Origin of the sequence: Rhizorhapis suberifaciens, assembly GCF_014200045.1 — a bacterium.
GTDB classification, from domain to species: Bacteria; Pseudomonadota; Alphaproteobacteria; order Sphingomonadales; family Sphingomonadaceae; genus Rhizorhapis; species Rhizorhapis suberifaciens.
In genome coordinates, this window is record NZ_JACHOV010000003.1 from 141304 (window position 1) to 159594 (window position 18291).

Consider the following 18291-nt stretch of genomic DNA (forward strand, 5'->3'; position numbering starts at 1 on the left):
CTTTTTCCGACCTCGTCGATATTCACCACTTTTCCTCGTCATTCCCGCGAAGGCGGGAATCCATCTCCCGGCCTTGCCCATTTGGTGCCATGCTTAGTCGACGCGCCGCGAAGGCAGCGCTTCAAATCCGAACGTAACAGCTAAATCGTTCCAGTCCGGATTGTCCCGTTCTATCAGATCGATTTTCCATTGCCGTTTCCATTTCTTGATCTGCTTTTCCCGGCCGATAGCGTTTTCCATTGTCCCGTGCTGTTCGAAGTACACCAGCCGCTTGACGCCGTAGTCCGTCGTGAAGCCGGGAATCAAGCCCAAACGATGTTCGTGGACACGCTTAAGGAGGTTCGAGGTTACTCCGGTGTAAAGTGTTCCATTCCTGTGGCTGGCCATGATGTAGGCCGTCGGTTGAAAGTCGGCGCTCATAGGTTGGCTCGGGGATGGATTCCCGCCTTCGCGGGAATGACGAAATTGAGGGATGCATGAACCAAGAAAAAAGGCGCCGGAACCATCGCCCCGGCACCCTTGTCTCTTCAGCAATCGCCGGTTCAAGCCTGCGGCAGGGCCGCCTGTGCCTGTGCAACAATGGCCTTGAAGGCATCGCCTTCATGCATCGCGATGTCGGCCAGGACCTTCCGGTCAAGGTCGACGCCCGCGAGCTTCAGGCCATGCATGAACTGACCATAGGTGAGGCCTTCCATGCGAACCGCGGCGTTGATGCGCTGGATCCACAGGGCGCGGAAGCTGCGCTTCTTAACCTTGCGGTCGCGATAGGCGTACTGGCCGGCCTTTTCGACGGCCTGACGGGCGATGCGGATCGTATTCTTGCGACGGCCATAATAGCCCTTCGCCTGATCCAAAATCCGCTTGTGCTTGGCGCGGGTGGTTACACCCCTTTTTACGCGTGCCATATCTCTCTAGTCCTTCTCTTATTTCAGGCCGTAGGGAGCCCACAGGCGAATGTGCGCGACGTCGGCGTCGGACAGCACTTCGGTGCCGCGGTTCTGGCGAATATATTTGGCGTTATGGCTGATCAGGCGGTGGCGCTTTCCGGCGACACCATGCTTGACCTTGCCGGAGGCGGTGAATTTGAAGCGTTTCTTCACACCGCTCTTGGTCTTGAGCTTGGGCATTTTCGTCTCCTTGGATCTGACGATTGCGGACGGACTCGGCAGCCCTACTGGCCGGACCATCCCTTCAGAATCCCGCAATTTCTCGCAGGAAGGCGCGCCTATAGGCAGGAACGCAGGCTTTTGCAAGGCATAACCCTCAATGGCCTTCATGCCCGTGGGCCAGAGCCTCCAATATATCGTCCATGCGCGCAATGTCGCCCATGGCGATGACATCGCCCTTGCTGTCGCGGTCGAGCGGATTGCCTGTCCAGTCGCACATATGCCCGCCCGCGCCCTCAACGACCGGCACCAATGCAGCGATATCATAGAGTTTCAGTCCCGACTCCACGACCAGGTCGATTTGGCCGCTCGCCAGGAGCGCATAATTATAACAATCGCCGCCCCAGACAGTGTCTCGGCACTGCCCCGCTAGGATAGAGAAATGCTCGCCCGAGCAGCCGGGAAAATATTGAGGTCCAGTGCTGGCCAGGATCGCCTGATCCAGCGCGCGGCAAGGTCGCGTACGAACGGGCTGACCGTTGAGTGTAGTCGGCTGGCCCGCCATGCCGCACCAGCGTTCGCGGCTGATCGGCTGATCGATAATGCCCAGGATCGGCCAGCCTTCCTGCATCATGGCCACAAGAGTGCCGAAAATCGGCCGTCCGGCAATGAAGCTGCGCGTGCCGTCTATGGGGTCCAATACCCACACGCGCCCCGCATCTTCGCGGACCGTTCCATATTCCTCGCCAACGATGCCGTCCTGTGGCCTTTCCTTTTCGATGATCGCGCGCATCGCGGCTTCGGCGGCACGGTCGGCCTGCGTCACCGGCGACAGGTCGCTCTTCGATTCGATGTCGAAACGCGCCCGATAAAAGGGTCGGATGGCCTCGCCCGCCGCATCGGCGAGGCGCTGGGCGAAATCAAGATCGTCCCTGATCGTCATGCCTCAGTCAAACAAGCTGGAAACCGACGTCTCTTCCGCAATGCGCTTGATGGCTTCGCCCAAAAGCGGGGCGATGGGGAGGTGACGGATGCTAGCCGATTCGCGCTGGGCATCAGTGGCGAGGATCGAATCGGTGACAACCAGTTCACGGAGTTCGGAAGCATTCACGCGAGCGACTGCACCGCCGGAAAGAACGCCGTGGGTCACATAGGCGACAACATCCTCGGCTCCCTCTTTCTTAAGGGCGGCGGCCGCGTTGCACAGCGTGCCGGCGGAATCCACGATGTCGTCGATCAGGATGCAGAAGCGGCCTTTGACGTCGCCGATGATATTCATCACTTCCGATTCGCCTGCCCGCTCACGGCGCTTGTCGACAATGGCCAAAGGTGCGTTGTCCAGCCGTTTGGCCAGCGCCCTGGCGCGCACCACGCCTCCTACGTCGGGCGAAACGACGGTGATATTCTTGTCGCCGAACCGCGCCTGGATATCAGCCGACATGACCGGCGCGCCATAGAGATTGTCGGTCGGAATATCGAAGAAACCCTGGATCTGACCAGCATGCAGATCGACCGACAATACGCGGTTCGCGCCCGCGACGGTAATCAGGTTGGCCACGAGCTTGGCGGAAATAGGTGTGCGGGGGCCGGGTTTCCGGTCCTGACGCGCATAGCCGAAATAGGGAAGCACCGCCGTTATGCGCTTGGCCGAAGCGCGCTTCAGCGCATCGACCATGATCAGCAATTCCATCAAATTGTCGTTGGCCGGATAGCTGGTCGACTGGATGACGAAGATGTCCTCGCCGCGAACATTTTCGTGGATCTCCACAAAAATCTCCTCATCGGCGAAGCGGCGGACGCTGGCGTCGATCAGGGGCAGTTCGATATAATCGGCAATGGCCTGTGCGAGCGGGAGGTTGGAATTCCCCGTCATCAATTTCATGGCTTGTGCACCCCGTGACAACAATGTGACGCTGATAATCGGCGCCCCTGTAGACTCCAAATAGAAATTGGGGAAGGGGCGTGTTGGCTTGGCCGGGGCGGGGCGGGCAAGGAACCTTGCGGGCCGCTCTTCCGTTCGCTCGAAGGCCTTGGATGTGTTGTGCTTTTCCACAAGCCATTTCCAAGCGCCTCTAAAATGTTTTACGGACCGCAGCCATGAATGATCGACCTGCTGAAAACCTCACCATCGCGATGGCGCAGATCACGCAGTGCGTGGGCGACCTTCGTGGCAATGCCGATGCGATGCTGCTCTGGCGGGAAAAGGCCAAGGGCGCAGATCTCATTGTGTTTCCCGAGCTTCAATTGATCGGCTATCCGCCCGAGGATCTGGTTTTGAAGCCAGCGCTGATCGAAAGGGCGGGGGACGAACTGCTGCGCCTCGCCAAGGCGACGGCCGACGGTGGCCCAGCGATGCTGGTCGGCACCGTCATTGCTGCCCAAGGCGTATTGTTCAATGTCATCACCCTGTTGGATGGCGGAGAAATCAAGGCGATCCGTCAAAAGCGGGAACTTCCCAATTACGGCACGTTCGACGAAAAGCGGCTGTTTGCACCGGGGCCGCTGCCCGAACCGGTGGAGTTCCGGGGCGTGAAACTGGGCTTGCCGATATGTGAGGACATATGGTTCCCCTTTGTTTGCGCCCATTTGAAAGAACAAGGGGCAGACATTCTCATCAGCCCTAATGGCAGCCCCTATGAGATCAACAAGGACCAGCAGCGCATCGACGCTATCTCCGCCGCGCGGGTGAAGGAGACGGGGCTGCCGATAATCTATCTCAATCGTGTCGGTGGGCAGGACGAGCTGGTTTTCGACGGGGCATCGTTTATCATATCGAATGAGGGGCAGGTGATACACCGTCTTCCCGAATGGACCGAGGCGCTGGTGATGTCGCATTGGTCAAGGGGTGATGACGGTCGCTGGACTTGCGGGCCGGGCGATCTCGCTACGCCAAACCCTTATCCTGAAGATATTTATAACGCGATGGTGCTCGGCCTGCGCGATTATGTGAACCGCAATCGCTTTCCGGGCGTGGTGCTGGGCCTGTCGGGCGGCATTGACAGCGCCCTCTCCGCAGCCGTCGCCGTGGACGCGCTTGGTGCGGATCGCGTCTGGTGCGTCATGCTGCCTTCCCGCTTCACCAGTAAGGAAAGCCTGGAGGACGCCGCCGAATGCGCCCGACTGCTCGGATGCCGCCTTGACAGCATTCCCATTAATCCGGCGGTGGAGGCCTTTGACGTCATGCTGTCACCTGCATTTGCCGGCAGGAATCCTGACCTCACTGAGGAAAATCTTCAGTCCCGTTTCCGCGGCGTTACGTTGATGGCGCTCAGCAACAAGTTCGGCCACATGCTGCTCACCACCGGCAACAAGAGCGAGATGTCGGTGGGCTATGCGACGATCTATGGCGATATGGCGGGGGGTTATTCCGTGTTGAAGGACGCTTACAAGACCACCGTCTTCGATCTGTCCCGCTGGCGCAACGAGAACCGTTCGCCATGGGCGCTCGGTCCCGAAGGACCGGTGATGCCCGATCGGGTCATCACCAAGCCTCCCAGTGCGGAGTTGCGGGAAGATCAGAAGGATGAAGACAGCCTGCCGCCCTATGAGGTGCTGGACCCCATCCTCTATGGTTTGGTCGAAGAGGAACTGTCGGTCGCGCAGCTTGTAGCGCGCGGTTTTGAAGAGGAGACGGTCGCCCGCATTGAACGACTGCTTTACGTAGCCGAATATAAGCGGCGGCAGGCTCCGCCTGGCGTGAAGCTTGGCACCCGCAATTTCGGGCGCGATCGCCGCTATCCTATTACCAACGCATTCCGCACCTCATGAACAAGGATATTCGCTGGACTTCGGGCCCTCGTGGTCGTGCAGGATTTGCCAGCAACCGGAGCCAGCAGACCATATGACCGTCATTACCCGTTTCGCCCCTTCTCCTACGGGGCATTTGCATGTCGGCAATATTCGCGCCGCACTTCACAACTGGATATGGGCCCGGAAAAATGGCGGACGCTTCCTGCTGCGCCTCGATGATACCGATGCGGAACGGTCGAAGGAGGAATATGTCGACGCGATTCGCGCCGATCTCGATTGGCTAGGCCTGACGCCTGACGGAGAAGAGCGACAATCGGCTCGCCTCGCTCTTTATGAAAATCGGTTCGAGGTTTTGAAGACCGCAGGGCGCGTCTATGCCTGCTATGAAACGGCGCAAGAACTGGATTTAAAGCGAAAGGTGCTTCTGGGGCGTGGTCTTCCACCGGTTTACGACCGGGCGGCGCTAGGCCTTTCGGATGAGGAGCGGACCGCATTGGAGGCAGAGGGGCGGAGGCCGCACTGGCGGTTCAAGCTGGATCATGATGTCCCGATTCAGTGGACCGACCTCATTCGCGGGGAGCAGCATTTCGATCCCAAATTGATCAGCGATCCCGTTATCCGCCGGGAAGACGGTTCCTGGCTTTATATGCTCCCGTCAGTCATCGACGATGTCGACATGAAAGTGACGCATGTCGTACGCGGCGAGGACCATGTTTCCAATACGGCCACACAAATCCAGATGTTCACCGCGCTCGGCGACGATCCGCCGGCCTTTGCGCATGAAGCGCTGCTGACCGGAACGGAAGGAAAGCTGTCGAAGCGGCTCGGTTCGCTTGGCGTCTCGGCTTTCCGCGAGCAGGATATCGAGCCGATTGCCCTTATCGCATTGCTGGCGCGGATCGGGACCAGCGATCCTGTGGAACCGGTGACCGAGGCGGCCTCGCTCCTTCCGGCGTTCGACTTCGCACGTTTTGGACGGGCGCCTGCCCGTTTCGATGACGCGGAACTGATGGCGCTCAACCAGCGGATCGTGCACTTGCTCGATTATGCAGCCGTCAGGGAGCGACTGCCCGCCGACATGGGTGAGGCCGCGTGGGATGTTATTCGCCCGAATCTCGAGACGGTCAGCCAGGCCGCGCAATGGTGGTCCGTGATTACAGGTCCTGTGGAGCCCGCGACATTGGAAAGCGGCGACCGCGCCTTTGTAGCAGAGGCGGCCGGGACATTGGCTGAGATACCATGGACCGATCAGGTCTGGAAGGAACTGACCTCGACCCTAAAGGATCGGAGCGGCCGAAAAGGCAAGGCCTTGTTCCTGCCTCTCCGTCTGGCGCTGACGGGCCGGGAGCATGGGCCGGACATGGGAGCGCTCTTGTTGCTCATCGGACGGGACGCGGCTCTTGAGCGCCTCGGAACGGCCGCCTGCTGACGGTCAGATCTACAAGACGAAATCGGTATCACGGTTACCTTTCGCTAACCTCGACTTCTTAAGCTGCAGTTATTCGGTAACCCTGTCGCGAAGAAGTGGTGATGACGTCGCAGAAGCTTCCATTGGGCGTGCTCATGGGCTTTTCCAGCCCCGCGGGCATGGATGTCGAACAGCTGCGCGTGTTGCAGCTTGGCTCTGTGGACCGCCTTGGCTTCATTTATTTCCTGCTGTCGAGCTTCGCCACCATTTTCGTGGGCGGCATCTTCACCAAATCAGTCAGCTTGCCGTTGCTGGCGGCATGGGCATTCTCATCCCTGGGCATCGGCTTTCTTTACTATCGTACAGGGTGGAACAGGCTTCGAAGCGAACATGCCGGAGTGTCCGCATCCACTGTGTTGCGCGATGGTGCCGGGATGTTGGTCCAGGCGCTGGTGTGGTCCGTTCCACCCATTTTTTTCGTCCATGCGACGGACCCAGTCGAGATGATCTCCCTCTGGGTGTTGATGAGCTGCATCATGGTCGGAACCGCACTGATCTATGTCGGTCTGCCGCTTTCGACTCTGTTGTTCCTCACCGTACTCGGTAGCGCCAATGCCTATATGATGCTGGGCATCGGTTCGTTTCACCTCGCGGCCGTGATCGTTTGTTATGCACTGCTCCTGCTCGTAACCAGTCTGAAGCACGCCCGCGCCTACAGCACGCAGATAACCGCGACGACGCAGCTTCAGGAAAAAAGCGAGGTCGTCAGTCTGCTGCTGCGCGAATTTGAGGACAGCAATGCCGACTGGCTGTGGCAGACGGATGCCGCCCGGCGCGTGACCGATGTTTCAACCCGCTTTGCACGTGCGCTTGGCAAGGAGCCGTCGGAAATCGAAGGCAAGCCGCTGTTTCAGTTGCTCGCTGGTGCTGCCTGGGAAACGGGAGAGTTTGCGCCGTCGCTGCATGAGTTGGCAGAGAAGATCAAACGCCGTGAAAGCTTCGCCAATCTGGTACTGGATGTAGAGATTGATGGTCAGCGCCATTGGTGGGAGCTTTCGGCCTCTCCCCGCACGGATGACAAGGGCGCGTTTCAGGGGTTCCGCGGCGTTGGGTCCGACATCACCAAGCAGCGCGAATCATCCGATAAGATTGCGCAACTTGCGCGCTTCGACACGCTCACCAATCTCCCCAACCGCCTGCACCTGACCGAAGCGCTTGAACAAGCAATGCAGGACATGGAGCGGTGGAATACGCGCTGCGGCTTTTTGATGATCGATCTCGACCGATTCAAGTCCGTCAACGACACGCTTGGCCACCTAATCGGCGACCGGCTGCTAGCACGGGTGTCCGAACGGCTGCGCCATGTTTGTTCCAACAATGAGGTGTGCGGCCGCCTGGGCGGCGATGAATTTGCCGTCGTCATCCGGGAGGTGCATGACACAGAATATGTTGAGGGGCTCTCGCTCGAAATCATAGAAGCCCTGTCACGGCCCTATGAGGTGGACCAACATGTGCTTTACATCGGCGCCAGCGTAGGTTCGGCCATAGCGCCGCGTGACGGGCGGACGCCGGAAACGCTGATCCGCAGCGCTGACTTGGCGCTTTACCGGTCAAAGGAGGTCGGCGGCGGCGCTCACCATGGCTATGAGCATCGCTTGCACGCCCATGCCGAAGAACGCCGCATGCTGGAAATCGCGCTGCGCGAGGCGCTGGAAAAGAACCAGTTGCACCTTGCCTATCAACCGGTGGTGAATGCCCAGACCGGCGTTGTCGAGGGTTTCGAATCGCTTGTCCGCTGGACCCATCCGGAAATGGGCAGCATCTCTCCGGTAAAATTCATCCCCGTGGCGGAGGACGCACGCCTTATCGGGCCGATAGGCGAGTGGGTTCTACGAACCGCGTGCAAGGAGGCGATGAACTGGCCTTCCCATATTCGTGTTGCCGTGAATGTCTCGGCCGAACAATTAAGCGATCCCAATTTCGTAACAGCAGTCACCTCGGCACTCGCCCATACAGGTCTTCCTGCCCACCGACTGGAATTGGAAGTCACCGAAAGCGTGTTCATGCAGGGCACTGGCGCGGAGCAGGTCCTGGACCGTCTATTGTCGCTGGGCGTCAAATTGTCTTTGGATGATTTCGGCACCGGCTATTCATCGCTTGGCTATTTGCGCAAGACCCGTTTCAGCACGATCAAGATCGACCGCAGCTTCGTTCAGGGCGCATCGAAAAATGTTCCGGAAAGTATTGCGATCATCCGCGCCGTGGTAGCGCTGGCGGACAGCCTGGGTATGTCCACAACGGCTGAGGGCGTTGAAAATGAGGACGAAGCGGAAATGATAAACCGTCTCGGCTGCAAGAAAATCCAGGGCTATTATTATGGCCGCCCAATGCCCGCCCATGAAGCCTTGGCCCTCTTCGGACCAAGTCAAAGGAGCGCCGTCGCATAAAGCTTGGTCAGGCGGCGGTCCGGATTTTCCGTTCGATGCCCGTCCAGAGCTTGGTGAATGCCTTGGCTGCGGGGCAATGCGGCTCAAATTCCCCCAGCGGCGCCTTGCGCACGGACATTTGCTCCACCGAACTTGCCATGGGAACCACCGGCCAATCGGCTTTCTCTTCCAATGCGGCCCGGTGCAGCGATCGCCGGCGATCAACCATGGAATAGACCGGCAGGATGGGCGCGTGCCGGCCTCTCTGCCTGTCGAGGAAGTGCACTACTTCAGTCAGCGCCCGTTGCGAAAGCGGCGCGGGAATGACGGGCACGACGACCAGATCGGCGGCGCGCAACACCTGTTCGCTCGTCTGCGTCAGGCCCGGCGGGCAATCCAGGATGATCCTGTCATAATGTTTCGAAAGTCCGGCAAGCAACTTGGCGAGCCGCCGCTTTTTGCCCAGTTCAAAGAAGAAATGATCGAGCCCCCGAAGCGACGTATCGGCCGCCAGCAGATCGACGCCCTCCACATGAGATTGCCGCACCAGGGTCATCGCGTCGACGCTGCGCGCAAAGATCGCCTGTGCGGAGGCATGCGTCACGGGACCCTTGGCCATCAGATAGGTTGACGCCGCCTGCGGATCGAGATCCCAGATCAATGTCCGGCGCTTTGAAATCTTGGCGGCGGCCCAGGCCAGGTTGATCGAGAAGGTCGTCTTCCCCACCCCGCCCTTCAAACTGTAAATCGCCACCGTCGCCATGCCGCCTCCTGCTTGCTGCACCGCAACCTAGGCGAGGGTGTCGGTGATGGGCAAGATACTATGGGTCGAGCGAAGTCGGGACACCCTGGAAGCGAGGTCCTTGCCTGCGCCGGGACGAAGGAACAACTTCAGTCCTTACAGTATGTCCCGTACCTTGTCCTGCGGACGACAGAGGCGCACGCCTTTTTCGGTCTCCACCAGCGGACGCTCGATCAGGATCGGGTTCGCCACCATGGCGTCAAGGATAGCGTCGCCCTCCAACGTCAGGAGTGGCTTTGCCTCTTCTTGCCTTGTCCGCAGTCCATCGCGCGGCGTGATCCCGGCTGCCTTGTAGAGCGCGGCAAGCTTTTCACGGCTGGGCGGCGTCTTCAGATATTCAACGACCTCCAACTCTACCCCAGGAGTCTCTTCAAGAATGGCAAGCGTCTTGCGCGACGTGCCGCAACTGGGATTGTGCCAGATGGTTGCCTTCATTGGTTCTCCTCCCGCGCCAGCCATTCCTCCAGCCATTTGATGGTGTAATCGCCATTTTGGAATTCCGGATCGCGGAGCAGCTTCTGGTGCAGCGGGATGGTCGTCTTCATCCCTTCGATCACATATTCCTCCAGCGCGCGCCTCAGCCGCATCAGGCAGCCTTCGCGAGTGCGGCCATAGACGATCAGCTTGCCTATCATGCTGTCATAATAAGGCGGCACGCGGTAACCCTGATAGAGGCCGCTATCCACCCGCACATGCATGCCGCCCGGAACATGATAGCTGGTGACGGTGCCGGGCGAAGGCGCGAAGGTCCTGGGGTCTTCTGCGTTGATCCGGCATTCGATGGCATGCCCCGAAAAAACCAGCTCATCTTGCGTCACGGAAAGCGGCTTGCCCTCCGCGATGCGGATCTGCTCGCGGACCAGATCGACGCCGGTGATCATTTCTGTCACCGGATGTTCGACCTGAAGCCGGGTGTTCATTTCGATGAAATAGAACTCACCGTCTTCATAGAGAAATTCGATCGTGCCCGCGCCGCGATAGGCCATATCGGCCATAGCCTTCCGAACGACTTCTCCCATATGGTTGCGCTCTTCGGAGGAAATCACGGGGGAAGGTGCTTCCTCCAGCACTTTCTGGTGCCGCCGCTGCAGCGAGCAATCGCGCTCGCCCAAGTGAATGGCGTTGCCTTTGCCATCGCCAAAGACCTGAAATTCGATATGGCGCGGGTTGCCCAGATATTTTTCCATGTATACGGTGGCGTCGCCAAAAGCGGCCTTCGCCTCCGATCCTGCCTGCTGCATCAGGCTTTCCAACTGATCTTCGGAAGGCACGACTTTCATGCCGCGCCCGCCGCCGCCACTGGCTGCCTTGATCAAAACGGGGTAGCCGATGTCCTTCGCGACCCGTTTGGCTTCGGCGACGCTTGAAATCGCGCCGTCGGAACCGGGCACCAGGGGCAGGCCAAGAGCGCCGGCCGTACGTTTGGCCTCCACCTTGTCGCCCATGATGCGGATATGTTCGGGCTTGGGGCCGATAAAGGCGATGTCATGCGCCTCGACGATCTCCGCGAACTGCGCATTTTCGGACAAAAAGCCATAGCCGGGATGAATGGCGTCGGCGCCCGAAATCTCAGCCGCCGATATGATGTTGGGAATATTGAGATAGCTGTCGCCAGCAGCAGGAGGGCCGATGCAGATGGCTTCGTCGGCCAGGCGCACATGCATCGCGTCGGCATCGGCGGTGGAATGCACCGCTACCGTCTTGATGCCCATTTCATGCGCGGCGCGGTGGATACGAAGCGCGATTTCCCCGCGATTGGCGATCAGGATCTTTTCAAAACCCATATCGCTTACTCGATGACAGCGAGTGGCTGATCGAACTCGACGGGCTGTCCATTTTCCACCAGCAGCGCCTTTACGGTGCCTGCGGCGGGCGCGGTGATCGGGTTCATGACCTTCATCGCCTCTACGATCAGCAGGGTGTCGCCGGCCTTCACCTGCGAACCTACAGCCACAAAGGAGGCCGCACCGGGTTCGGGCGCCAGATAGGCGGTGCCGACCATGGGGGATTTAATCGCGTTATTGGGGGCGGCCGCAGCAGGAACCTCCGCCGCCGCCGAAGCCGGGGCGCTCATGGTCGCCGCCGGCGGCGCCACATGGAAAGCGGTGGGCGCGGCGGTCAGCGTCCTCGCCACGCGGATACGGCGCTCACCATCCTGCACCTCGATTTCGCTCAGGTCAGTGGTGTCCAGCATTTCGGCCAGTTCACGGACCAGTTTGACGTCGATCTGCATTGCGCCCCCTTCATTCTTGTCAGCCATGCATAACCCTCGTTGGCAATTGCGTTGAGCGCCTATTCCCTCTCGGGACCAAGCGCAACAGGGCCGCGCTAAAGTTTCAGCGCAGCGGAAAGCGCCAGTTCATAGGACAGCGCACCGAAACCGGCAATCGTTCCTTTGGCGACCTGCCCCACATAGGAATTATGCCGGAATTCTTCGCGCTTGTGCGGATTGGACAAATGCACCTCGATAACAGGCGTGGTGATCGCCTTGATCGCGTCGTGCAGCGCCACTGAAGTGTGGGTAAGGGCGCCGGCATTGAGGATCACTGCCTTCGCCCCCTCTGCCTGCGCTTCGTGAAGCCAGTCGATCAAATGGCCTTCATGATTGGACTGGCGGAAATCGACCTCGACATCCTGCGGGTGCGCCAGGTCCTCGAGCCGGCCTGCAATATCATCCAGCGTGTCCGATCCATAGATTTCCGGCTCCCGCGTGCCGAGCAGATTGAGGTTCGGGCCGTTTAATACATAGATTTTAATCGCGTCAGCCATGAAGGCGTCCTTTCGGTTGCAGCCCGGTCGTTCGCCTCCCTATATGGCGGCGAGCGCAAATGCGCAAAAGCGAATGTCATGTGAGGCGAACCAGAAAATGAGCGTCGACGGCACCATTTCAATCAGGATCAATGGCGAACATCGCCGCGTGCGCGAGGGGATCACCCTGGCGGAACTGGCGAATGAGATCGGCCTCGCGCCGGAAAAGGTGGCGGTCGAGCGCAATCTTGAGGTGGTGCCTCGCTCAACCCTTTCGCAGGTACGGGTCGAAGACGGCGACGAGCTGGAGATCGTGCATTTCGTGGGTGGCGGCGATCATGGAGCGGGCGATGACTGGGAAGTTGCGGGCAAGCGCTTTACCTCGCGCCTGATCGTCGGCACCGGCAAATATAAGGATTTTGAGCAGAATGCAGCTGCGGTGGAGGCGTCAGGCGCTGAAATCGTGACCGTCGCCGTGCGCCGCGTCAATGTGTCGGATCCCAAGGCGCCGATGCTGACCGACTTCATCGATCCTAAAAAAATCACCTATCTGCCCAATACGGCGGGCTGCTTTACCAGCGACGATGCGATCCGCACCCTCCGTCTGGCGCGTGAGGCGGGCGGATGGGATCTGGTCAAATTGGAGGTGCTGGGCGAGGCAAAGACCCTTTATCCCGACATGGTGGAAACGCTGCGGGCGACCGAAACCCTTGCCAAGGAAGGGTTCAAGCCGATGGTCTATTGCGTCGACGACCCCATTGCGGCGAAGCGGCTGGAAAATGCGGGCGCGGTGGCGATCATGCCACTCGGCGCGCCGATCGGATCGGGGCTGGGCATCCAGAACCGCGTCACCATCCGCCTGATCGTCGAAGGGACGTCGCTGCCCGTGCTGGTCGACGCCGGCGTAGGCACCGCATCGGACGCCGCGGTAGCGATGGAACTGGGCTGTACCGGAGTCCTCATGAACACAGCCATTGCGGAGGCCAAAAATCCGGTCCTGATGGCGCAGGCGATGAAGGCCGCCGTGGAAGCGGGACGGCTGTCCTACCTTGCCGGGCGCATGGGTCGGCGCATGTATGCCGATCCGTCCTCGCCACTGGCGGGACTGATCTAAAATATCAGCCAATGTCGCGCATGGGTTTGGAGAGGCAGAACTCCAATTTGGTCCGACGACGGTTAGCTGCTACCAACCCTTTTTCTGGTTGTCCTCGTGTCTCTGAAAGCGCATGTCGGAATGCACAATGCAAAGCCATCAAGTTAAGAAGGACGCTGGAGAGCGGGACAAATTGTGTTTCATTTTTCATACGATCCAGATAAAATTTTGGTGCGGCTCAGCCAGCAGGGCTACTGGTCCATCTCTGTCTTCCGGGCTTTTGAAGCGGAGTTTCTGAAGCTGCATGCCTCTATTCGCAAGACGAACAGCAATTACCGCGTCATCGCCGATTGTAGCGACTTTCCCGTTCAGTCCGCAGAGATAGGAGAGGCTTTCCGCGTCCTGTTCAACAAACTCATGGCGGAAAACAAAGGCCATTACGCAATTCTTGCGCGCTCGATGTTAAACAAATTGCAAGCGCAGCGCGCATTCCCGCAACCGCACGTACAAGTGTTTATTGATACGGACGAGGCCATGGCCTGGCTATTTGAGGATGGCAGTCTCCCTGACTGAAGACCATTCTTCTATTGGAACCGAACTCACACGCCCGGCACGCCCAGTGCCCGCGCCGCATCCCTAATCCGCACCGACTGCGAGGGATTGGCTGCCACCGCATTCTTGTAGGCGGCACTCGCCCTTGCCGTCTCGCCCAGCGTCATCCGGCTGCGCATCAGCATGATCCAGCCTTGAACATTGGCGGGATCGGACTTGAGCTTGCTTTCAAGCCCTTCGACCATGCCGTTGACCATTTCCTGTTGCTGCCCCGGGGGAAGCGAAGAGGCGGCCTGCATCTGCTCGCGCGTCGGACCGGGGATGGCCGCCGTAGCGATACTTGCCGGATGCGCCGAGGGCGCGGCGGCGGCCAGCCGCTTTTCGACCGCGATATTGTTGATCTGGCCCACTTGCGCGATGGTACGGCGCAGGTCCGCTTCCCACGGCGCGCCGGGCGGCGTATCCGCCAGTAGTGCGAACCAGTCTTCTATCGCGCCTGGATGATCGCCCTGCAGATCCTTGCGCACGGCAAGAAAATAACGGGCGCGGGGATCGGCAGCGTCCTTGCCGAGGGCCGTCTCAAATGCCGTGACCGCCTCCTTCGGCATGGGGTCGCGCTCGCTGGCCATGATGATCGCCTCCCCAAGCGAGGACCACAGCACGGCCTGCCCCGGCGCAAGCTCGGTCGCCCTTCGATAGGCACGGACGGCATCGTCATAACGGCCAGTGTTGAAATAGGCCCAGCCCAGCGCCTGCCAACTTTCGACCTCCTTCGGGTTGTCCGCCAGTCTGGCCTCCAGGCTCGCAATGTCCCGCGCCCCTTTGCTGACGACGTCCGCAATCGGGTTTTCCGGAGCATCCGCCCTATTACGCGTGAAGCTATAGCCTATCGACGCTACCGCAATTGCTGCGGCCGCGGCCAATACGATCCGCGCGGTTTTTCCCGTGCCCACCTGCCAATGCCTCCCCATTCGCCTGAACGCGCTGGCCTCAAGCTTTTGAAATGATAGATTGCCCCTAGGGCCGGCTTATGATTTAGGCAATAATTGGCCGATAAAAGGCGCGTTGGTGCAAGGGGGGAATGTGGGTCAGCGCTACAGGATAGCCATTATCGGCTCCGGCCCGGCGGGGCTGAGCGCAGCTGGCCGCGCGGCTCAGCTTGGGCTGTCGCATGTGCTGCTCGAAAAGACGGATCACCTTTCCGACACCATCTATAAATATCAAAAAGGCAAGCACGTCATGGCGACGCCCAGCCAGCTTGTCCTTCGGTCGGACCTGGATTTTGACGCGGGCAAGCGAGAAGCGGTGTTGGGGACCTGGAATGATCAGGCGGCCGCGCAGAATATCAATGTAGCCTATAATGCTGAGGTAAAGGCGATAGCCGGAACCAAGGGGGCATTCGCAATCACGCTCACCTCTGGCCAGACGATCGAAACGGAAACCGTCGTTCTTGCGATAGGGACGCAGGGTAATCCCAACCTGATGCGCTGTCCGGGCGGCGATCTTCCCCATGTCCAGTACCAGCTCGACGATCCCAGCGAATATGTCGATGAACATATTACGGTTATTGGCTCGGGCGATGCCGGTATCGAAAATGCGCTGGGTCTCGCTGCCGATCCCGCACAGGGCAATGTCGTGACAATCCTCAATCGCGGCGTCGATTTCGCGCGGGCAAAAGCCGCAAACGTCAAGCTGCTGATGGAGGCGCGCGATGATGGCCGCGTAATCGTCCGCACGGAAACCTCACCCACTGAGGTGCGCCCCGGCGAACTGGTGCTGGAAACGCGCGACGGGCAGGAAAGCATCCGCTGCGACCGGGTCATCGCCCGCATGGGCTCCGCCGCGCCGCGGGTCTTTGTGGAAAGCTGTGGCATCGAGTTCACCAGCGCGGACCGGGAGGCTTTCCCAAAGCTGTCGCCGGTGTTCGAAACCACCACTCCGGGTATTTTCGTCATCGGTGCGCTGGCGGGCTATCCGCTTATCAAGCATTGCATGAACCAGGGCTATGACGTCGTCGAATTCATCAACGGCAACCATTCTCTCAACCCCGCCGATCAGCCGATTTTGGAAGCGAAGTTCGATAGGTTGCCGCAACAGCGTACAGTCGACGAGTGGCTGGAGCATCTGCGGGCCAATATCAGCATCCTGAATGAACTTTCGCCGCTTCAAATGCGTGAATTCATGCTGGATTCGGAGGTTCAAACCTATCGCAAGGGCGAGGTGATCTTTCAGCGGCTGGATGTCGGCTCCTCCCTTTTCGGGATTGCCGATGGCTCAGTGCTTGTGGAGGTGAACAAGGACGACGCCAATATCACCGTCCCGATTGAACGAGGGTCGATCTTTGGCGAGGTAGGCCTGATCTCCGGCCGCCGCAGAGGGGCCACCATAAGGGCGGTCGAGGACTGCCTGGTCGTGGAAGTATCGAGGACGGCGGCATTGAAGCTGATGGCGTCGGTTCCGGCGGCGAAGCGCGCGGTGACGCGGATTTCGACGGAGCGCCAATTGCTTCAGATGTTCGGTTCGGGGCTTACTTCAGCCGATGTGCAAGAGGTGCTCGATGGTTCCGAGATTCTTTCGGTGCGCGCGGGTCAGCCGATAATTACCGAAGGCGAGCAGGGCGATGACATCTTCGTCATCCGCCAGGGATCGATGATCGTCCAAAAGAATGTTGGTGGAAAACCGGTCTTCCTCTCTTACCTGCCCGCCGGCTCCTATGTCGGGGAGATGGCGGTGATCGCGGGCGGCAAACGCACCGCTACCGTCAGGGCGGCCGTCAAATCCGAAGTCATCCAGTTGCAGGGCTCGGCCTTTCGCCGCCTGATGGAAAAGAAACCCGCGCTGCTGGAACGCGCCCGCCGCGACATGGCTGCGCGACAGGACATCAACGCCTTTGTCGAAAGCCGCAAGGACAGCTTTTCCGGTGTTGTCGACATGTATTCGGCGACGGCCAAGTTCCTGGTCGACAATGGCATTGGCGAGGCAACCGACGTCCTTCTGATCGATGAGAATCTGTGCGTCGGCTGCGATAACTGCGAAAAGGCCTGTGCCGACAGTCATGATGGCCTTTCCCGCCTCGACCGGGAGGCAGGGCGGACTTATGCGCATCTCCACGTCCCCACCAGTTGCCGCCATTGCGAACATCCCCATTGCATGGCTGACTGTCCGCCCGACGCGATCCGCCGCGGACCGGACGGGGAAGTGTTCATCGATGAGACTTGCATCGGCTGCGGAAATTGCCAGCGCAACTGCCCCTATGGCGTAATCCGAATGGACAGCGTGCCACCGGAAAAGCCGGGCCTTTTGAGCTGGCTGTTCTTCGGCTTTGGACCTGGCCCCGGAGAACCCTCCAAGAAATGGCGCTACAAGAACAAGACGCCGGGCGTGGAATCGCCCAAGAAGGCGATCAAATGCGACATGTGCTCCGGCATTGACGGCGGTCCCGCTTGCGTCCGCGCCTGCCCGACGGGCGCCGCCATTCGCGTGTCGCCGGAAGATTTCCTGAGCGTCGCCCGCCTGCAGCGTGAGGAGGCATGATGGCCAGCCGGGGGACTTTCCACCACTCGAAGGGCGAAACGCTGCATGAGGGCTTTCTCCGCCATCGCGATTTTCGCTGGCTGAAGATCGCTGCCGCCATCAGCGCCATGGCGATCCTTGGCTACGCACTGATCGACGTGAACCCGCGCCACAATGGCGGCAGCTGGTACGGCTATGCCCTTGGCACGATAGGCGCGTTGCTGATTCTCTGGCTGTCCGTGCTCGGCATCAGAAAACGGGCGATGACGGCGGGACGCTGGTCGCTGAAGGCGTGGACCTCCGCGCATGTCTATCTGGGGCTGAGCCTCATCGTCGTCGCGACGCTACATACGGGGTTCCAGTTCGGCTGGAATGTCCACACGCTTGCTTATGCGCTGATGATGGTGGTGATCCTGTCGGGCATGTTCGGCATCTTCGTCTATGCCACGCTGCCCGCCGCCCTCAGTAGTAACCGCGAAGAAATGACGCAGCCCCAAATGCTGGACGCGATCCGCGCTATCGACAGGCAGCTTCACGACGCAGCGCAGCCGCTCCCGCACGCGCAGGCGGAATTGGTGCAGGCGTCGCTGGACGACGATCCGTTCGGCGGCGGGATCGTCAGGCGTCTATCGGGCCGTTATCCCGATTGCGCCACCCGTCGCGCGCAAAGCGGCATCCGCCTGTCGACCGGCCACCGCCCGGATGTGGGCAACGACCCTCTGGAGCGCGTTGACGCCTTGCTCGAACGGAAGGAAGCGATGCTCGCCCGCCTGCGCCGGCACCTTCAGCTTCGCGCCCTGCTGGAAGTGTGGCTCTACATCCATGTCCCGATCACCTTCGCCTTGATTGCGGCGCTTTGCGCGCACATCGTCAGCGTCTTTTTCTACTGGTGA

The 18291-nt window shown here is 59.9% G+C and carries 18 protein-coding genes; 7 read left to right on the forward strand and 11 right to left on the reverse strand.

Annotated elements, in window-relative coordinates; genetic code table 11:
• Positions 1 to 93: 93 nt before the first annotated feature.
• The 5 genes from HNQ99_RS04900 to HNQ99_RS04920 form a co-directional block, all read right to left on the reverse strand.
• Entirely contained in the window at positions 94 to 420 is a 327-nt protein-coding gene (locus HNQ99_RS04900) for a GIY-YIG nuclease family protein (RefSeq protein WP_184474520.1), read from the reverse strand.
• A 122-nt stretch (positions 421 to 542) separates the two neighbouring features.
• Positions 543 to 905: a 50S ribosomal protein L20 gene (rplT, locus tag HNQ99_RS04905; protein ID WP_184474521.1), complete on the reverse strand. Its 363-nt coding sequence runs from the start codon at positions 903 to 905 to the stop codon at positions 543 to 545.
• A gap of 18 nt (positions 906 to 923) precedes the next feature.
• A complete protein-coding gene (gene rpmI, locus HNQ99_RS04910; protein WP_184474522.1) occupies positions 924 to 1127 on the reverse strand; it encodes a 50S ribosomal protein L35 in 204 nt (67 codons plus the stop codon).
• A gap of 136 nt (positions 1128 to 1263) precedes the next feature.
• Positions 1264 to 2049 carry a histidinol-phosphatase gene (gene hisN / locus HNQ99_RS04915; RefSeq protein WP_184474523.1) on the reverse strand — a complete coding sequence of 262 codons (786 nt, stop codon included), beginning with the start codon at positions 2047 to 2049 and terminating at the stop codon, positions 1264 to 1266.
• 3 nt (positions 2050 to 2052) lie between these two features.
• Positions 2053 to 2988, reverse strand: coding sequence for a ribose-phosphate pyrophosphokinase (locus HNQ99_RS04920; RefSeq protein ID WP_184474524.1), 936 nt, complete (start codon positions 2986 to 2988; stop codon positions 2053 to 2055).
• Positions 2989 to 3203: 215 nt separating this feature from the next.
• Between HNQ99_RS04920 and HNQ99_RS04925 the strand changes: the two genes are divergently transcribed.
• The 3 genes from HNQ99_RS04925 to HNQ99_RS04935 all read left to right on the forward strand — a co-directional run bounded on the left by HNQ99_RS04925 (position 3204) and on the right by HNQ99_RS04935 (position 8711).
• Complete coding sequence (locus HNQ99_RS04925) at positions 3204 to 4874, forward strand: NAD+ synthase (protein ID WP_184474525.1); 1671 nt, start codon at positions 3204 to 3206, stop codon at positions 4872 to 4874.
• A 73-nt stretch (positions 4875 to 4947) separates the two neighbouring features.
• Positions 4948 to 6285: a glutamate--tRNA ligase gene (gene gltX, locus HNQ99_RS04930; protein ID WP_184474526.1), complete on the forward strand. Its 1338-nt coding sequence runs from the start codon at positions 4948 to 4950 to the stop codon at positions 6283 to 6285.
• Positions 6286 to 6386: 101 nt separating this feature from the next.
• On the forward strand, positions 6387 to 8711 hold the full coding sequence (locus tag HNQ99_RS04935; RefSeq protein ID WP_246414527.1) for a putative bifunctional diguanylate cyclase/phosphodiesterase: 2325 nt from the start codon (positions 6387 to 6389) through the stop codon (positions 8709 to 8711).
• A gap of 7 nt (positions 8712 to 8718) precedes the next feature.
• Here HNQ99_RS04935 and HNQ99_RS04940 read toward each other — a convergent pair whose 3' ends face one another.
• The 5 genes from HNQ99_RS04940 to aroQ form a co-directional block, all read right to left on the reverse strand.
• Positions 8719 to 9453, reverse strand: a complete 735-nt coding sequence (locus HNQ99_RS04940; RefSeq protein ID WP_184474527.1) for a ParA family protein — start codon at positions 9451 to 9453, stop codon at positions 8719 to 8721.
• A 135-nt stretch (positions 9454 to 9588) separates the two neighbouring features.
• Positions 9589 to 9927 (reverse strand): arsenate reductase (glutaredoxin), encoded by a 339-nt coding sequence (gene arsC, locus HNQ99_RS04945; RefSeq protein WP_184474528.1) that lies wholly within the window; start codon positions 9925 to 9927, stop codon positions 9589 to 9591.
• Positions 9924 to 11276, reverse strand: a complete 1353-nt coding sequence (accC, locus tag HNQ99_RS04950; protein WP_184474529.1) for an acetyl-CoA carboxylase biotin carboxylase subunit — start codon at positions 11274 to 11276, stop codon at positions 9924 to 9926. Before accC ends, arsC begins: the two co-directional genes overlap by 4 nt.
• A 5-nt stretch (positions 11277 to 11281) precedes the next feature.
• Positions 11282 to 11752 carry an acetyl-CoA carboxylase biotin carboxyl carrier protein gene (accB, locus tag HNQ99_RS04955; protein WP_184474530.1) on the reverse strand — a complete coding sequence of 157 codons (471 nt, stop codon included), beginning with the start codon at positions 11750 to 11752 and terminating at the stop codon, positions 11282 to 11284.
• A 68-nt stretch (positions 11753 to 11820) separates the two neighbouring features.
• Positions 11821 to 12261, reverse strand: a complete 441-nt coding sequence (aroQ, locus tag HNQ99_RS04960; RefSeq protein WP_184474531.1) for a type II 3-dehydroquinate dehydratase — start codon at positions 12259 to 12261, stop codon at positions 11821 to 11823.
• Between the two features lie 97 nt (positions 12262 to 12358).
• On the opposite strand from aroQ, the gene thiS reads away from it, so the two are divergent.
• Both thiS and HNQ99_RS04970 read left to right on the forward strand, forming a co-directional pair.
• Positions 12359 to 13354, forward strand: a complete 996-nt coding sequence (thiS, locus tag HNQ99_RS04965) for a sulfur carrier protein ThiS (protein ID WP_184474717.1) — start codon at positions 12359 to 12361, stop codon at positions 13352 to 13354.
• A 174-nt stretch (positions 13355 to 13528) separates the two neighbouring features.
• Positions 13529 to 13906, forward strand: a complete 378-nt coding sequence (locus HNQ99_RS04970; RefSeq protein WP_184474532.1) for a hypothetical protein — start codon at positions 13529 to 13531, stop codon at positions 13904 to 13906.
• A gap of 26 nt (positions 13907 to 13932) precedes the next feature.
• Here the strand turns inward: HNQ99_RS04970 and HNQ99_RS04975 are convergent, their stop codons facing one another.
• Positions 13933 to 14838 (reverse strand): tetratricopeptide repeat protein, encoded by a 906-nt coding sequence (locus tag HNQ99_RS04975; protein ID WP_322790316.1) that lies wholly within the window; start codon positions 14836 to 14838, stop codon positions 13933 to 13935.
• A gap of 130 nt (positions 14839 to 14968) precedes the next feature.
• On the opposite strand from HNQ99_RS04975, the gene HNQ99_RS04980 reads away from it, so the two are divergent.
• Positions 14969 to 17419: a cyclic nucleotide-binding domain-containing protein gene (locus HNQ99_RS04980; RefSeq protein ID WP_184474534.1), complete on the forward strand. Its 2451-nt coding sequence runs from the start codon at positions 14969 to 14971 to the stop codon at positions 17417 to 17419.
• Complete coding sequence (locus HNQ99_RS04985; protein WP_407692301.1) at positions 17419 to 18291, forward strand: hypothetical protein; 873 nt, start codon at positions 17419 to 17421, stop codon at positions 18289 to 18291. Before HNQ99_RS04980 ends, HNQ99_RS04985 begins: the two co-directional genes overlap by 1 nt.

What these genes read in the sequence shown, in the direction of transcription:
- HNQ99_RS04900 (WP_184474520.1), bottom strand. Translation starts at nt 420, where the DNA reads ATGAGCGCCGACTTTCAACCGACGGCCTACATCATGGCCAGCCACAGG.
- rplT (WP_184474521.1), bottom strand. Translation starts at nt 905, where the DNA reads ATGGCACGCGTAAAAAGGGGTGTAACCACCCGCGCCAAGCACAAGCGG.
- rpmI (WP_184474522.1), bottom strand. Translation starts at nt 1,127, where the DNA reads ATGCCCAAGCTCAAGACCAAGAGCGGTGTGAAGAAACGCTTCAAATTC.
- hisN (WP_184474523.1), bottom strand. Translation starts at nt 2,049, where the DNA reads ATGACGATCAGGGACGATCTTGATTTCGCCCAGCGCCTCGCCGATGCG.
- HNQ99_RS04920 (WP_184474524.1), bottom strand. Translation starts at nt 2,988, where the DNA reads ATGAAATTGATGACGGGGAATTCCAACCTCCCGCTCGCACAGGCCATT.
- HNQ99_RS04925 (WP_184474525.1), top strand. Translation starts at nt 3,204, where the DNA reads ATGAATGATCGACCTGCTGAAAACCTCACCATCGCGATGGCGCAGATC.
- gltX (WP_184474526.1), top strand. Translation starts at nt 4,948, where the DNA reads ATGACCGTCATTACCCGTTTCGCCCCTTCTCCTACGGGGCATTTGCAT.
- HNQ99_RS04935 (WP_246414527.1), top strand. Translation starts at nt 6,387, where the DNA reads ATGACGTCGCAGAAGCTTCCATTGGGCGTGCTCATGGGCTTTTCCAGC.
- HNQ99_RS04940 (WP_184474527.1), bottom strand. Translation starts at nt 9,453, where the DNA reads ATGGCGACGGTGGCGATTTACAGTTTGAAGGGCGGGGTGGGGAAGACG.
- arsC (WP_184474528.1), bottom strand. Translation starts at nt 9,927, where the DNA reads ATGAAGGCAACCATCTGGCACAATCCCAGTTGCGGCACGTCGCGCAAG.
- accC (WP_184474529.1), bottom strand. Translation starts at nt 11,276, where the DNA reads ATGGGTTTTGAAAAGATCCTGATCGCCAATCGCGGGGAAATCGCGCTT.
- accB (WP_184474530.1), bottom strand. Translation starts at nt 11,752, where the DNA reads ATGGCTGACAAGAATGAAGGGGGCGCAATGCAGATCGACGTCAAACTG.
- aroQ (WP_184474531.1), bottom strand. Translation starts at nt 12,261, where the DNA reads ATGGCTGACGCGATTAAAATCTATGTATTAAACGGCCCGAACCTCAAT.
- thiS (WP_184474717.1), top strand. Translation starts at nt 12,359, where the DNA reads ATGAGCGTCGACGGCACCATTTCAATCAGGATCAATGGCGAACATCGC.
- HNQ99_RS04985 (WP_407692301.1), top strand. Translation starts at nt 17,419, where the DNA reads ATGGCCAGCCGGGGGACTTTCCACCACTCGAAGGGCGAAACGCTGCAT.